Below are 14,205 nucleotides of genomic sequence, written 5' to 3' on the forward strand. Positions count from 1 at the left end.
ATCAGGCTCCAATCATGTAGACATAAACATAGACACAGACCCAGACCGTTGCCTGGAACTGCCAGAACATGCGCAGATTGAGCAGCCGCGCCACCACCATCTCATTGAAACCGAGACGGACGATCTGCGCCAGCATCACCAGCATCCAGAGAATGCCGAACACCATATGGACGGCATGGGTGAGAATCAGCACCCAATAGGCGGAGAGATAGCCGGACCGGCTGATGCCAGCGCCATGAGCCGCAAGGGCCGCGAGATCACCGAAACCGAAGCCGAGGAACACGATGGCCAGGAGGATGGCGCCGAGAATGCCCCAGACCAGCCCGGCGCGATGACCCGACTTCATCGCCACCGTGCCCAGGCTGTAGGAGGTGACGGAGCCTAGAATGACCACCGTCTGCCAGAACCCCTCGATAGGGTTGACAATCTGCGAGGCCACCGGTCCGCCCGCCGCGTTCATCGGCGTGTCCAGCACCGCATAGGCGGCGAAAAGCGCCGTGAACAGCAGCGCATCGCTCAACATATAGAGCCAGAACCCCAGGGTCCGGCCGGAAATCTGGCTATGCCCGGCATAGCCCGGATAAAACAGGCGCGCCTGGGCGCCAGGAGCGGCTTGCTCGGCCATCAATGCGCCTCCGCGGGGATGGAAGAGTGGGAGCGATCCGGCTGCTCGGCGATGATCGCGCCGATGGCAAGGTTGGTCTCCATCGCCTCGATCTCCTCGGGCTGGAGATAATAGCCTTCATTCTTGTCGAAGGAGCGGATGATGACGCAGACGATGATACCCGCGAGGGACAGCCCCGCCAGCCACCAGATGCGCCAGATCATCGCAAAGCCCCACACCCCGGCCAGCGCGCCAATGATGACCGGCAAGGCCGAGTTGCTCGGCATGTGAATCGCCTCGTAGCGGTCCGGCTTGGCCTGGTCCAACCCATGCTCCCGCCGCCAGGCCAGCTCATCTCGCATATTCACCTGGGGCGTGACGGCGAAGTTGTAAAATGGCACCGGCGTATGGGTGAGCCATTCCAGCGTGCGCGCCGTCGGCCAGGGCTGCGCGAGGCGGGTCTTCGCCCGGTCGCGGATGGAGACCGCGAGCATGATGACGAAACAGACGATCGAGACGACATAGAGCATGATGCCGAACTCCTCGACGATCAGCATCGGTTTCCAGGCGGGGTCGAAGGTCCAATCCAGCCGGCGCGTCTCGCCTTCAAAGCCGAGCGCGAACATCGCCGCGAAGGTGATCACCGTGCCGAGCGTGAAGACCCAAAAGAACGCCTTGCCCCAGCCTTCATCCAGCTTGAAGCCGAACAGCTTGGGGAACCAGTAGGTCACCCCCGCGAAGGCGGCGGCGACGACCAGCAGCACCATGCAGTGGAAATGGGCGACGAGGAACACGCTGTCATGGACGGTATAGTTGATCGCCGGAAGTGCCAGCATCATGCCGGTAAGCCCGCCCGCGAGCAGCAGGAACAGACCAAAGAGCGCCCACAGCATCGGCACGCTGAAATGGATGCGTCCCCGATAGAGGGTAAAAGCCCAGTTGAACACTTTCACGCCGGTGGGAATGCCGACCAGCATGGTGGCGACGGAGAAGAAGCCATTGATATCCGGCCCCGCCCCCATGGTGAAGAAATGGTGCAGCCAGACCAGCCAGGAGATGCCCGCGATGGCGAAGGTCGCCGCCACCATGGTCACGTAACCAAAGAGGGGCTTTTCGGAAAATGTCGGTACCACCTCCGAGAGAATGCCGAAGACCGGCAGGATGAGAAAATACACCTCCGGATGGCCCCAGATCCAAAACAAATTGGTGTAGAGCATCAGGTTGCCGCCATTGCCGGCGGTGAAGAAATGGGCGCCGAGATAACGGTCCGCCCCCAGCAGCGCCAGCGCGACGCCCAGCACGGGAAAGGCGGTGAGGGCGATGATGTTGCTGGACAGCGTGGTCCAGCTGAACACGGGCAGGCGGAACCAGGACATGCCGGGAGCGCGCATCTCCACGATGGTGGTGATCATGTTGATCGCGTTCAGCGTGGTGCCGACGGATGAGATCTGGATGGCCCACATCCAGTAATCCACGCCGGTGCCGGGCGAGAAAGGCAGCTCGGTGAGCGGGATCAACCCCACCCAGCCAGCGGCGGAAAAATCACCGACGAAGAGCGAGAGCATCACCAGCGCCGCCCCAGCCGTGGTCAGCCAAAGGCTGAGAGCGTTCATATAAGGAAAGGCCATGTCGCGGGCGCCGATCTGCAACGGAACCACGATATTCTGGAACCCGGTGAGGATGGGTGTCGCCGCGAACAGGATCATGATGGTGCCATGCGCGGAATAGACCTGGTCGAAATGGTAGGGCGGCAGGAACCCATGCTGCGCGCCCATGATGCCTGGCGCGTTCGGCCCGTTGGCCAGCACCTGCTGGGTGCGCATCATTAAGCCGTCGACAAAGCCGCGGAACAGCATGACGAGCCCGACAACGATATACATCACGCCGATTTTCTTATGATCGACCGTCGTCAGCCACTCGCGCCAAAGATAACCGGCCTTCCTGAAGTAAAGGACGCAGAAGACGACCGCGAGCCCGATCACCACCACGCCGGCGAAGGTCCACTGCAAAATAGGGACCTGATAGGGAATCTGGTCGAGGGTGAGGCGGCCAAGGAGCGGCGACCAAGGGCCGGGAAGCTGTGCTTGCATGATCTGACCTTCCTTCGCTTACTTCACGTTCGGCCCAGGGGGCGTGACGAGCTTCGCATGCTCGTTGGAGCCGATGCTTTTGCTCAGCTCGTCAGAGACGGGATAGACGACCCCCGCCTGGGCGGCGGCCACCACCTTCTCGAAGAGGCCCGGCTCAGGATCCGAGAAATATGACACCTTCGCGCCCTCGTTCACCTGAGGCTGGGCAATTTTCTGGAACGCGGCATAGCTCAGCTGGTTGGGGCTGGCAGCGGCCTTTTGCGCCCAGGCCGTGAAATCATCCGGCGTGACGATATGGGTGGCGAACTGCATCCAGGAAAAACCCGCGCCCGAAAAATCCGCGGCAAAGCCGGTGTAATCCCCCAGCTTCGGTGTGTCGAAAGTCGTCATCGTCCGCATGCCCGGCATCACCGCGATCATGGTGACGAGCTGCGGGACGAAGATATCATTGGAAACCGAGGTGGAGGTCAGGCGCAGCCTGACGACGCTTCCCTGCGGCACCACCAGCTCATCGATCGTGGCAAGATGCTGCTGGGGATAGACGAACACCCATTGCCAATCTGTCGCGATCACGTCCACGGTCAGCACATTTTGCGGCCCGGCCTTGGCCTGGGTCAGGCCGGGGTTGTAGGGCTCGACCGCATAGATCGTCTTCACCGAATAATAGCCGAGCCCAGCCACCACCAGGAAGGGAATACCCCAGACCAGAAATTCAAGCACCGTATTGTGAGACCAATGCGGATCGTAGGCGCCGTTCGCTCCCTTGCGGTAACGCCAGATGAAAATCCCCACCGCCAGCAGCACCGGCACGATGATCAGCAGCATTACCACCACATCGACGAGAGTGGCGTGCCATTCCTGGGTCGCCACCATGTTCATGGGATGGAAGAGCCGGTAATCCCCGGTGGAGCAGGCGGCAAGCGCCAGAAGCGGCGGCAGAGTGAGATGCGGTTTCAGTCTCAAAGGCGGCCTCGCATGCAAAAAGACAGTTGGGGGCCCGGCGAACTTGCCGGTTGTTATTGACTTAACTTCGCGGCGTGGCGCGCCTGAGCAAGTTTTGCCCTACCTTTAATGCGATTGCGGCGCGGCGAAAAGTCCCGGCCCGTCATTCCAAGCAAAGCTGTAATGCAAAGCGGCCGTCACTCCCGCCCCCGCTTGGACCAATTAGCTAGAATCGATTAGGATTTTTCGATCAGACGCCGGTAGAGATGCCAGCTGCCATGGCCCAAAATCGGCACGGTGATCGCCAGCCCTAACAAGCCCGGCAGCGCGCCCAGGACGAGCAGCACGATCACTGCCGCCCCCCAGGCCAGGGTTACGCCAGGATTGGCGGTGGCGGTGCGGATGGAGGTGCCGATCACCCGGGCGAGGGACATCCGCCGGTCCAAGGCGAGTTGAAACCCCACCAAGCCGACCGCCAGCGCCAGCAGGGCGAAGCAGGCGCCCACCAGCACGCCGACGATGATCATCTCGTGCCCCGCGGTGGTGGTGAAAACATTATGAAAGAAGCCCTGGCCCGTATCCGGGGCGCTGCCCAGCGTGAGGCCATAAATAATACCGGCGGCCGCGACCCAAAGCAGAAAGAGCAGGATGAGCAGTGCCGCCAGCCCGCGTATGACCGGCAGGCGCTGCGAATCGAAGATCGCGGCGGCGGCGTCGGCGGTGGCGATACCGTCCAGCTCCCTCTGGCGGCTCAAGGCGGCGAACCAGATGGTGGCGACCGGACCGATCAGCGCGACACCGGCGCAAACGGGAAACACGAAGGGCAGCAGGCGCTCGTCGAGAATCACGCCAGCGAGCAGCACGCCCGCCAGGGGATAGATCACCACCATCACCAGCACATCGGTCCGGCAGGCCAGCCAGTCCCGCGCGCCATCGGCCAACGCGCCACTCACATCGCCCAGCGAGGCCTTGCGGATCCGCACCGGCCCCGTGGCCGGCTCGGGATGGGTGGTTCGCGGATATTGCTGGTCACCAGGATAGTTTTTCGTGGAACCGCTCACGGTCGAAGTCACTGCCATTCCCATTCTCCCATCTTACCGCCTGGCGGCGCAGGCGTCCGTCTCTTTTCCTTAGTTAAGCCTGTTTTCGCCAAATCAACCAGAAAAAAACACCCCCGCCCGCCAGCGTCTCTCCGGACTTTGTCGTTCACTCCGATAAACCATATAGTCTAACGCGAACCGGCCGCCTCAACTTCCCGGCTGGCCCGAATAACCGGAAGGACATAATATGGCCGCCGTCACCCCTCCGCAACGCGTCCTGGTCATCGATATTGGCGGGACCGGCATCAAGGCGGCGCTATTGGATGCGGATGGCAACCCTTTGGCGGACCGCCGCCGCTGTCCCACCCCGCCTCAGGCCACCCCTCCCGAATTGCTAAAAAGCGTCGAGACCCTCATCCAACCTTTCGGCGATTTCGACGCCCTCTCTTTCGGTTTTCCCGGCGCCATCAAGAACGGGGTGATCCTCACCGCCCCTAACCTCGGCACCCAGAACTGGGCGGGCACCAGGCTCGCCCAACTGGCCGAGCAACGGTTCCACCGGCCCGCGCGCCTGGTCAACGATGCGACGCTGCATGGGCTCGGCCTCATCGCCGGCCAGGGAATCGAGGTGGCGCTGACCCTGGGCACCGGGATGGGCTTCGCGCTCTTCAGCGATGGCATCCCCGCGCCGCAGATTGAATTGGGCCGTCATCCGGCCAGCCGCGCCCCCACTTATGACGATTTCGTGGGCGACGCCGCGCTGAAACGAGCCGGCGAGGCGGCCTGGAAGGATCATGTGCAGGAGACCCTCAGCCGTATCGCCGCCCTGGTCAATTTCGACCGGCTTTATCTCGGCGGCGGTAATGCGCGGCTATTCAGCCCGGCGGAACTACCGGAAAACGTCCGCCTGGCGAATAATGAAACCGGGCTGACCGGCGGCGCGCGGCTCTGGCGGGTCTAGCGCCGCGCCCGCCTTTCCCTAACCGCCATTGCCGCCGCCGCCGCCCAAGGAAATTCCGACGAAGAGCGCCTGGCCCTGGCGGACGATCCGCAAGGCCACCGCCCCTGCCCCGGCCTTACGGGCGGCGTTGATGGCGGCGATGGCGTCATCCGGGCTGCTCACATCGGTGCCGCCCACGCCCACCAGCAGGTCGCCCGGCTGCAACCCGGCCTGGTCGGCGAGAGAATTGGGCCGCACCCCCACGATCACCGCCCCGCTCGCGTCATCGGGCAGGTTGAGCTGTCTGCGCAAATCCGGGGTCAGCGGCGCCAGGGTAAGGCCCAGCGCGCCTTGCTGCGGCCCGGCTTGCTGGCTGCCGCTGCCCTGCTGAAAACTGGCATCGGGATTGGCCGGCATTTCCACCACCTGGGCGGTGACGCTGCGCTGCTGCCCCCCCCGCAGATATTTGATCTCGGCTTTGCCGTTGGGGTCGATATTGGCGATATCGGCGGCAAGATCGCCAGGGTCCCTGACCGTCTGGCCATTCACCGCGATGATGACATCCCCCGGTTTCAACCCGGCCTTCGCCGCCGGGCTGTTGGGCGCGATGGCGGCCACCAGCGCACCATCCTTATTGGGGTTGGCGCCCGGCAATTTCAGCGCCTGCGCCATTTGCGGAGTGATCTGCTGGGCTGAAACGCCGAGGAAGCCGCGCCTGACCTTGCCGGTCTGGATCAACTGCGTCACGACACGGTTGATCGTATCGGAGGGAATGGCGAACCCGATGCCGACCGACCCGCCAGAAGGTGAAAGGATGGCGGTGTTGATACCGATGACCTGCCCCTTCTGGTTGAAGAGCGGCCCGCCGGAGTTACCCTCGTTGATCGGCGCGTCGGTCTGAATGAAGCGGTCATAGGGGCCATCGCCTATATCCCGCCCCAAGGCCGAGATGACGCCGGTGGTGACCGTGTTGCCGAGGCCGAAGGGATTTCCCATCGCGATCACCCATTGTCCCACGGCCACGTCGTTGGAGGAGCCCAGCTCCACATAGGCCAGCGGGTGCCCGGCCTCGATCTTCAGCACGGCGATATCGGTTTTGGCGTCATGACCGATCACCTTGGCGACATAAATATCGCCGTCATCCAGCGTCACCGTCACCTTTTTGGCGCCCTTCACCACATGGTCATTGGTGACGATCGTGCCGTTGGCATTAATGATGAACCCCGAGCCTTTGGCCTCCACCGCTTGCGGCGTCTGAGGCGGGCCAAAGCCGAAGCCGAAGGGAAACCCTGGCGGAAACCCTGGAATCTGGGGAAAGCCGGGCGGCAGCCCATTCGCGGGTGGACCGCTATCATCGCCACCCGATGTCTGGTCAAGCTTAAGCTTCACATCCACCGAGACCACCGCGGGCGCCACCTGCTTCACCAAGGCGGAAAAATCCGGCACGGGTGTGTAATTTTGCTGCGCCGCCTGGGTGGCATCCAGCGAGCCGTCAGCGGCAGCAGCCGGCAGCGCGGCGGCGCCGGCGAGCGCGGTGGCTCCGAGCAGGGTTAGGGCGAATGCCGCGCGGGCACGTAATGTCGTCATCCTTTTTCTCCTGCGTCAGGGGCGATAATCGCTCAGGGGTTCCGTGGCTTGAATGACACAGGGCGAGCGTATCCTCAATTGTAACAGGCGTGGGGTTACATTTCTTCACCGCCAGCCAAGGCCGTCTATCCTCACCGGTGCATCAGAACGGGTATCCGGGCATGTTCCAGCACATGGCGGGTAATCCCGCCCAGGATCAGCTGACGCAGGCGGGAGGCGGTGGAATAGGCGCCCATCGCCAGGAGATCGGCGCCGAATTCTTCGGCCGCCGCGAGCAGTCCCGCGCCGGTATCCCGGTCCCGCGGCATGAAGGCGGCAATCTCGGCCTCTACGCCATGGTGAAGAATATAATCCCGCACATCCTCAGCGCCGGGACCAGGACGGCTATACTCGTCCGAAACCAAAATCCGCACCGCCCGGGCCTGCCGGATGAAAGGCATGGCCGAGGCCAGGGCGGCGGCGGCATGGGCGGTGCCGTTCCAGCCAACCGCCACACGGCTGCCGATACTGGGCGGCGGCAGCACCGGCGCCAGCAGCACCGGCCGGCCGGAATCGAACAGCACGGCGTGCAGCGCCTCCGCCGCGGCCACGTCTTCTCCTGCCAGCGGGTGCGGCACCACGGTCAGGTCCGCCAGCCGCGCCCGGTGCGCCACGAGCCTCTCCTCCGCGCCGGTCATGATGAGGAAACTGGCGCTCGGCTCATTGGCGCCACGCAAAGGCGGCCCCACCGGAATGCCGGTCTCTTCCGTGGCCCGGGCAAAGAGTTCCAGCAATCCGCCGATGCGCGCATTATCCTCACGCTCCGCCGCGGTCATCATGTCCCCGATCATCACGCTGGAAACGCCTTCGCCCAGATAGGGGGTGATGCCCTGCGGGCCCGGACTGACATGCAGCACTTCGAGATGCGCGTTCCACATACGCGCGAGAAGGAGTCCGGCCCGCAATGCCCCCGCCGCCGATTCAGACCCGCTCACCGGCACGAGAAATTTACGTACAGACATTCAGGCTCCGTCTCGCTCAGGACATGCTGAGCCATTTTTGGCCCGCAACGGCATAAAGGGCAATGATTTTCGCCCTATGCGCCGGGCCTCAAAGCAAATCCCGCAACCGGTACCAGGTGGTGGCGAGGAGCAGCACGGGCGTGCGCAGCAATCTTCCGCCAGGGAAACGCGTATGCGGAATACGGGCGAAGATATCGAACCGCTCCGTCTGCCCCGCCACCACCTCGGCCGCGAGCTTGCCTGCGAGGCCGGTAAGCGCCACGCCATGGCCGGAGAAGCCCTGAAAAAACAGAATATTCGGGGCGAGCCGGCCAAAATGCGGCGCGCGGTTGCGGGTAATGTCCACAAAGCCGCCCCAGGCATATTCGACGCGGCAATCCTCGATCTGGGGAAACACCGCGATGGCGCGGCGGCGCATCGCCTCGGGCAGGTTGGGCGGCGGCAAGGTGGAATAGGAGACCCGCCCGCCGAACAGCAGCCGGTCATCGGCGGAGCGGCGGAAATAATCGAGGACGAAGTTAAGATCCGCCACCGCCTCATTGCCGGGAATCAGCCCCGGCACGTCCGCGCGCGGCTCCGTCGCCATGATATAGGTTCCAACCGGCATGATATAGCCAGCCAGCCGTTTTTCCAGCCCGCCGAGGTAAGCGCCACCCGCGATGATGAGAAATTTGGCCCTGACCCGCCGCGGCCCTAAGTGCAGGGTCACTTTGTCGCCGCGCTCCACCCGGGTGACGCGGCTATGCTGAAAGATGCGCGCTCCCGCGCCCTGGGCCGCGCGCGCCAGGCCGAGCGTGTAATTCAGCGGATGGATGTGACCGGCCAGCCTGTCCTCCAGCGCCGCGAGATAGCGCGGGCTGGCGAGCCGCGCCCGTAATTCCTCGCCCCGCAACAGCCGGCCCACTGGCGCGCCCAGCCGCGCCAGCTCCTCCTGCTCTGCCTGCAATTCCCGCACATGCCTGGGTTTGATCGCCGCGTGCAGATAGCCCCGGTGGGGATCGCACGGAATGCCGTGGCGCTGGATGCGCGCATACAGCGTCTCCACCGCCTCCACCGACATGTCCCAGAGGCGCTTGCTCGCCTCCGGACCCACCAGCCGCGCGAGTTTATGCAGGGAGGCGGCAAAACCGGGCAGCGCCTGGCCGCCATTGCGCCCGGAGGCCCCCCAGCCCACCTCCTCGGCCTCCAGCAGCACCGGCTGGTAACCGCCCTCGGCCAGATGCAGCGCCGCGGAAATACCGGAAAGCCCCCCACCGATGATAGCGACATCCGTCTCGATATCCTGGTCGAGCGCCGGCGCGGCGAATTCCACCCGCCTCGTCGCCTGATAATAATTCTTTTCCATTCCCTAGACGTTCAGCAGCAAATGCTCACGCTCCCAGGAGGAGATGACCCGCAAATAGGTCTCGTATTCCAGCCGCTTCACCGCCACCAGCACATCGACGAGCTTGCCGCCCAGCGCATCGCGAATCGGCTGGGAGGCTTCCATCAGATCCAGCGCATGGGAAAGCTCGCGCGGCAAGGTGTATTCCCCCGCATAGGCGGAGCCAATCTGCTCGGGCGTCGCCTGTAAATCCTGAACCATGCCGAGATAGCCGCACGCCAAAGTCGCCGCGAAGGCGAGATAGGGATTGGCGTCGGCGCCCGGCACCCGGTTTTCCACGCGCATCGCCGCTGGCTCGCCAAAGGGCACGCGCAGGCCGCAGGTACGGTTGTCATATCCCCATTGCAGGTTGATCGGCGCGTTGGAGAAGCGAGTCAGGCGCCGGTAGGAATTCACATTGGGAGCAAAAATCGGCATGACCGCGGGGATGTATCTCTGCAGCCCGGCCAGATAATTTTTGAACAAGGGGCTGGCTTTGCCGTCCGGCCCGGCAAAGAGGTTCTCACCGGTTCCGGGGTCCACCACGCTCTGGTGCACATGCATGGCGCTGCCCGGCTCGCCGCCCATCGGCTTGGCCATGAAGGTGGCATAAATGTTGTGGCGCAGCGCCACCTCCCGCACGGTGCGCTTGAAAAGAAAGACCTGGTCGGCCAGATGCAGCGGATCGCCATGCAGGAAATTAATCTCGACCTGCGCCGCCCCCTCCTCATGGATCAGCGTGTCGAGATCCATCTCCTGCAAATCGCAGAAATCGTACATCTCCTCGAAAAGCGGGTCGAATTCGTTCACCGCGTCGATGGAATAACTCTGCCGGCCGCTCTCCTGCCGGCCCGAGCGCCCGACCGGCGGCACCAGCGGATAATCCGGATCGGTATTGCGGGCGACAAGGTAGAATTCCAGTTCTGGCGCCAGCACCGGCTTCCAGCCTTTCTCCTCGTAAAGTCTCAGAACCCGCTGGAGCACTTGGCGCGGCGCGATCGGCACCGGCTCGCCATTCGCGTATTGGCAATCATGGATGATCTGGGCCGTCGGCTCGTGTGCCCAGGGCACCAGCCGCACGGTTGAGACATCGGGGATCAGCTTGATGTCGATGATGGCGGGGTCGGTCAGCTTATCCTGCGGATCGTCCGGATACTCCCCGGTCACCGATTGGATGAAGATCGCCTCCGGCAGGCGGGGGGCGCCGCCCTTGGCGAATTTCTCGGCGGGCATGATCTTGCCGCGCGGGATGCCGGTGATATCAGGCACCAGGCACTCGACTTCCGTGATGCGGTGTTCGTCGAACCATTCCTTGAGATTGATCTGCTCGCTCATGCTATCCTCGCTGGGCCCGGACCCGCCGCTGCCGGCCTCCCTCGACCCGGCGGCCTATCCGTGACTTGTCATTGAAATCGTTTGCTCCCTCGCCTAAAGGCGAATGGCTGGGGCGGGGATTAAATGTCCCGCCGTCTCGCGATCACGATGAATCAATTCTGAATGGCCCAGCCTTCCAAAGCACGCAAATCCTCGGTTCTCTGCCGCGGCCAGTCTCGCCCACCGCTCCATACCCGTCAAGAATATTCGTATGGGCGCGGTGCGCGTTGGCCCTTCTTGTTGCCAGGCCGCGAGAACCCTCATAAATTTGTTGAATATACTAAACGCTAGGATGAAGCCCATGTCATTGGCCTTGCAGGATGAGGCTCCGCCCGAGGATATCGGCGCCAGGCTGAAACTGGTCCGCCAAATTTTCGGCCTTACCCAGCGGGAATTGGCGCGCCGCGCCGGGGTGACCAACGGGGCGATTTCACTGATCGAGCAGAATCGCGTCAGCCCTTCAATCTCCTCGCTCAAAAAAATCCTGGACGGGGTCCCCCTCTCCCTCGCCGATTTTTTCACTTTGAATTTCGCGCCTACCGATGAGGTCTTCTTCTCAGGAGATGAGCTGACGGAGATCGCCCACCAGCCGGAAATTTCCATGCGGCTCGTCGGGCGGCGGGCCAAGGGAAGGGCGCTCGGCATGTTACGGGAGGTCTATCAGCCCGGCGCAGATACGGGCGACACCATGCTGCGCCATGAGGGGGAGGAATGCGGCATCGTCGTCTCCGGCAGGTTGACGGTGACGGTGGGCCCGCAGGAGCGCACCCTTTTCCCCGGAGATGCCTATTATTTCCGCTCGGATATCCCGCACCGTTTTCGCAATGCCGGTACGGAGCCCTGCGTGCTGATCAGTGCCAACACGCCCCCGACCTTTTGACATGGGCATTCATCCCACCGGGGCTGCCTTTTGCGGTGGCATCACCTATTCCTTCGATCACGAACCCGGCGATGTGGCGGATATCTGTTTCTGCCGGGCGTGCCGCAAGGCCAGCGGCGCGGCGGCGCTGCCCTGCACATCCGCCCGATCATCCAGGGCTGTATGACATCTGATGCAACGCCTATCGCGGAAGCCGACAGTCTCCGCCCTTATTAATGATTTCCTTATATTTTAATCTTCCGCTCATGTTGTCGGGCGAGAGGGGTGATATAGGCTCGGCCTTAGAAGCCTTACTGATCCCGACCAATAAAGGACCATCCGATGACCAGCCTTGCTTCCCACGGCATTATCCTGTGGGCGGTTCCGCGTTTCCGCCGGTCGGGGTCATGGCAGGCAAAACCAGGTGAAGCGGATACACTCCTGGCTTCATCATCAGTCGCCCCCGCGCCCGTGGCCGTTCAACCCCAGCCTCCGGTGGTTTCCGGCGCGGCGGAGCCTGTTATCGCCACCCTCGCATGGCCCGCCGCCTGAAACGCAAATCAGGCCGGGCTGGCGTCCAGCTCCGGCCTGAAATCAGCCGCGTCAAGCGGGTCCGGCTAATGGGCCACCCAACCGCCATCGATGGAGATGGGCGCGCCGGTCATCGTCGCCGCGCCGTCTGAACAGAGAAAGACCGTCAGCGCGCCGATCTCCTCCGGCGTCGAAAATGTCAGCATGGGCTGGGTTTCCTGGAGCATCTTCTTCTTCTCCGTCTCCACGTCGGTTCCCGCTTCCTTGGCGCGGTCCTGCAGCTGCCTTTCCACCAGCGGCGTCAGCACCCAGCCCGGGCAAATGGCATTGACGGTGATCCCGTCATTGGCGGTCTCGATGGCGGCCACCTTGGTGGCTCCCACCACGCCGTGCTTGGCCGCGACATAGGCCACCTTGTGCGGGCTGGCGACAAGCCCATGCGCGGAGGCGATGTTGATGATGCGGCCCCATTTCTTCTTCTTCATCACGGGAATCGCCGCCTTCATGCCATAAAACACCGCGGAGAGGTTGATGGAAATGATGGCTTCCCATTTTGCGTCGGGGAACTCCTCCACCGGGGCGGTAAACTGGATTCCGGCATTATTGACCAATATGTCCAGACCGCCCAGCGCCTCCTGGGTTTTCTGCACCAGCGCCGCCACCTGGTCCGGCTTGCTGAGATCGGCGCCGTCATAAGCGGCCTTGATGGTGAATTCCTTTTCCATGCCGGCCCGCAATTTTTCAATATCATCCGCATCGCCAAAACCATTCAGCATGATATCCGCCCCCTCGGCCGCCAGAGCCCTGGCGATCCCCAGGCCGATGCCGCTGGTGGAGCCGGTGACCAACGCAACCTTACCCTTCAAGGCCATGTCTTTCTCCTCTGCTAGTCTGGTTCAGCGAGATAATCATGCAACACCCGGCCATAGGGGAGTGTCAAATCAGCACAGAGATGCATGCCGTAGTGAATTTTCTTGACCGGTAAATCGGCCAGACGGCAATTGGCGTGCGGCACCAGATGCAGCCGCGCCAGTCCGGTATAGGCGAATTTCAGGTCGATATTTTCAAGATAATAGCCGACCAGCTGCGCGACCTTGGGGCTACCGTCGACATCCGGAACCCATTTGAGGTTCACGTTGAGCTTCTTCATGCCGGTGATGGCCTCGGCGGGGTCGACGCGCTTCTGCTTGTAGACCATCGTGCCCAACGCCACCCGCTCTTCATCGTAATGGAGTGTTCCGGTCAGCGTTTCGTGGATCGTCTTCAACCGGGGAATGCCGTATTTCTTGGGAAACCCCCAAATCTCGCGGCCGCCGGTGGTCGGCGATTCATCGTCGAGATACATCATGACGCTATAATTGCAGGGAACGCCGTCATAAAGCGCGGAGATGCCGCAGCCGCTCTCCTCGTAATCCCCGAACCCCGTAGAATCCGGCATCTTCATCCACTCGAAGAAAACATCGTTTCCATCCGGCTCCAAAGGCTCGGGCAGCAGCGCCCGCAGCATGTCGGGGTCGGTTTCATAATGGATCAAAAGATATTCGCGATTGGAAAACCGGTAGGGACCCTTGGGATAGCTGGGCGAGGCCAGCGGCATCGAGGTGGCATTTAGAATCTCGTCTCGCGTCATTGAAAACCCCCTCTGAAACAAGGCGATATGTAGGCTGGAATGGCCGGAAACCACATGACCTTTCCGTAACATAGGGGTTTGGACCGGCTCGCCCCAGAGCGCCCACGCCCGAAAATGTCATCCAATTGCAACGCAAATCCCGTCGCCATTATCAGGGCGGTGAATTATTGCGGGGGCAAGCCGGTCACCCCGCGCTGGCCTAAACCAACGTATTTTAAGCCCAACAGAAGGAACGCGAACGTGA

General features: G+C 62.6%; 12 protein-coding genes. 2 read left to right on the forward strand and 10 right to left on the reverse strand.

Annotation, left to right across the window (positions count from 1 at the left end):
• Position 1 precedes the first annotated feature (1 nt).
• From M7H45_RS06860 to M7H45_RS06875, 4 genes are all read right to left on the reverse strand, one after another.
• Complete coding sequence (locus M7H45_RS06860) at positions 2-625, reverse strand: cytochrome c oxidase subunit 3 (protein WP_298215527.1); 624 nt, start codon at positions 623-625, stop codon at positions 2-4.
• Positions 625-2,694 (reverse strand): cbb3-type cytochrome c oxidase subunit I, encoded by a 2,070-nt coding sequence (locus M7H45_RS06865; RefSeq protein WP_298215528.1) that lies wholly within the window; start codon positions 2,692-2,694, stop codon positions 625-627. The genes M7H45_RS06860 and M7H45_RS06865 overlap by 1 nt, the downstream gene beginning before the upstream one ends.
• An 18-nt stretch (positions 2,695-2,712) precedes the next feature.
• The gene (locus M7H45_RS06870; protein WP_298215529.1) at positions 2,713-3,657 is read right to left on the reverse strand and encodes a ubiquinol oxidase subunit II; all 945 of its coding nucleotides are present in this window, start codon (positions 3,655-3,657) and stop codon (positions 2,713-2,715) included.
• 215 nt (positions 3,658-3,872) lie between these two features.
• On the reverse strand, positions 3,873-4,715 hold the full coding sequence (locus M7H45_RS06875; protein ID WP_298215531.1) for a DUF2189 domain-containing protein: 843 nt from the start codon (positions 4,713-4,715) through the stop codon (positions 3,873-3,875).
• Positions 4,716-4,923: 208 nt separating this feature from the next.
• Between M7H45_RS06875 and M7H45_RS06880 the strand changes: the two genes are divergently transcribed.
• Entirely contained in the window at positions 4,924-5,637 is a 714-nt protein-coding gene (locus M7H45_RS06880; protein ID WP_298215533.1) for an ROK family protein, read from the forward strand.
• An 18-nt stretch (positions 5,638-5,655) separates the two neighbouring features.
• Here M7H45_RS06880 and M7H45_RS06885 read toward each other — a convergent pair whose 3' ends face one another.
• The 4 genes from M7H45_RS06885 to M7H45_RS06900 all read right to left on the reverse strand — a co-directional run bounded on the left by M7H45_RS06885 (position 5,656) and on the right by M7H45_RS06900 (position 10,902).
• Positions 5,656-7,203, reverse strand: a complete 1,548-nt coding sequence (locus M7H45_RS06885; protein WP_298215535.1) for a Do family serine endopeptidase — start codon at positions 7,201-7,203, stop codon at positions 5,656-5,658.
• A 131-nt stretch (positions 7,204-7,334) separates the two neighbouring features.
• Complete coding sequence (locus tag M7H45_RS06890) at positions 7,335-8,204, reverse strand: universal stress protein (RefSeq protein ID WP_298215536.1); 870 nt, start codon at positions 8,202-8,204, stop codon at positions 7,335-7,337.
• A gap of 88 nt (positions 8,205-8,292) precedes the next feature.
• The gene (locus tag M7H45_RS06895) at positions 8,293-9,549 is read right to left on the reverse strand and encodes an FAD-binding oxidoreductase (RefSeq protein ID WP_298215538.1); all 1,257 of its coding nucleotides are present in this window, start codon (positions 9,547-9,549) and stop codon (positions 8,293-8,295) included.
• A 3-nt stretch (positions 9,550-9,552) separates the two neighbouring features.
• Positions 9,553-10,902, reverse strand: a complete 1,350-nt coding sequence (locus M7H45_RS06900) for a glutamine synthetase family protein (protein WP_298215539.1) — start codon at positions 10,900-10,902, stop codon at positions 9,553-9,555.
• 340 nt (positions 10,903-11,242) lie between these two features.
• Here M7H45_RS06900 and M7H45_RS06905 point away from each other — a divergent pair, with 340 nt between their 5' ends.
• Positions 11,243-11,821, forward strand: a complete 579-nt coding sequence (locus tag M7H45_RS06905; protein ID WP_298215540.1) for a cupin domain-containing protein — start codon at positions 11,243-11,245, stop codon at positions 11,819-11,821.
• A gap of 596 nt (positions 11,822-12,417) precedes the next feature.
• On the opposite strand, the gene M7H45_RS06910 is transcribed toward M7H45_RS06905, so the two are convergent.
• Both M7H45_RS06910 and M7H45_RS06915 read right to left on the reverse strand, forming a co-directional pair.
• On the reverse strand, positions 12,418-13,203 hold the full coding sequence (locus M7H45_RS06910; protein WP_298215541.1) for a 3-hydroxybutyrate dehydrogenase: 786 nt from the start codon (positions 13,201-13,203) through the stop codon (positions 12,418-12,420).
• A 14-nt stretch (positions 13,204-13,217) separates the two neighbouring features.
• Positions 13,218-13,961: an acetoacetate decarboxylase gene (locus M7H45_RS06915; protein WP_298215543.1), complete on the reverse strand. Its 744-nt coding sequence runs from the start codon at positions 13,959-13,961 to the stop codon at positions 13,218-13,220.
• Between the last annotated feature and the right edge of the window lie 244 nt (positions 13,962-14,205).

Origin of the sequence: Acidocella sp. (assembly GCF_027352905.1) — a bacterium.
Lineage (GTDB): Bacteria > Pseudomonadota > Alphaproteobacteria > Acetobacterales > Acetobacteraceae > Acidocella.

What these genes read in the sequence shown, in the direction of transcription:
- M7H45_RS06860 (WP_298215527.1), bottom strand. Translation starts at nt 625, where the DNA reads ATGGCCGAGCAAGCCGCTCCTGGCGCCCAGGCGCGCCTGTTTTATCCG.
- M7H45_RS06865 (WP_298215528.1), bottom strand. Translation starts at nt 2,694, where the DNA reads ATGCAAGCACAGCTTCCCGGCCCTTGGTCGCCGCTCCTTGGCCGCCTC.
- M7H45_RS06875 (WP_298215531.1), bottom strand. Translation starts at nt 4,715, where the DNA reads ATGGCAGTGACTTCGACCGTGAGCGGTTCCACGAAAAACTATCCTGGT.
- M7H45_RS06880 (WP_298215533.1), top strand. Translation starts at nt 4,924, where the DNA reads ATGGCCGCCGTCACCCCTCCGCAACGCGTCCTGGTCATCGATATTGGC.
- M7H45_RS06885 (WP_298215535.1), bottom strand. Translation starts at nt 7,203, where the DNA reads ATGACGACATTACGTGCCCGCGCGGCATTCGCCCTAACCCTGCTCGGA.
- M7H45_RS06890 (WP_298215536.1), bottom strand. Translation starts at nt 8,204, where the DNA reads ATGTCTGTACGTAAATTTCTCGTGCCGGTGAGCGGGTCTGAATCGGCG.
- M7H45_RS06895 (WP_298215538.1), bottom strand. Translation starts at nt 9,549, where the DNA reads ATGGAAAAGAATTATTATCAGGCGACGAGGCGGGTGGAATTCGCCGCG.
- M7H45_RS06900 (WP_298215539.1), bottom strand. Translation starts at nt 10,902, where the DNA reads ATGAGCGAGCAGATCAATCTCAAGGAATGGTTCGACGAACACCGCATC.
- M7H45_RS06905 (WP_298215540.1), top strand. Translation starts at nt 11,243, where the DNA reads ATGTCATTGGCCTTGCAGGATGAGGCTCCGCCCGAGGATATCGGCGCC.
- M7H45_RS06910 (WP_298215541.1), bottom strand. Translation starts at nt 13,203, where the DNA reads ATGGCCTTGAAGGGTAAGGTTGCGTTGGTCACCGGCTCCACCAGCGGC.
- M7H45_RS06915 (WP_298215543.1), bottom strand. Translation starts at nt 13,961, where the DNA reads ATGACGCGAGACGAGATTCTAAATGCCACCTCGATGCCGCTGGCCTCG.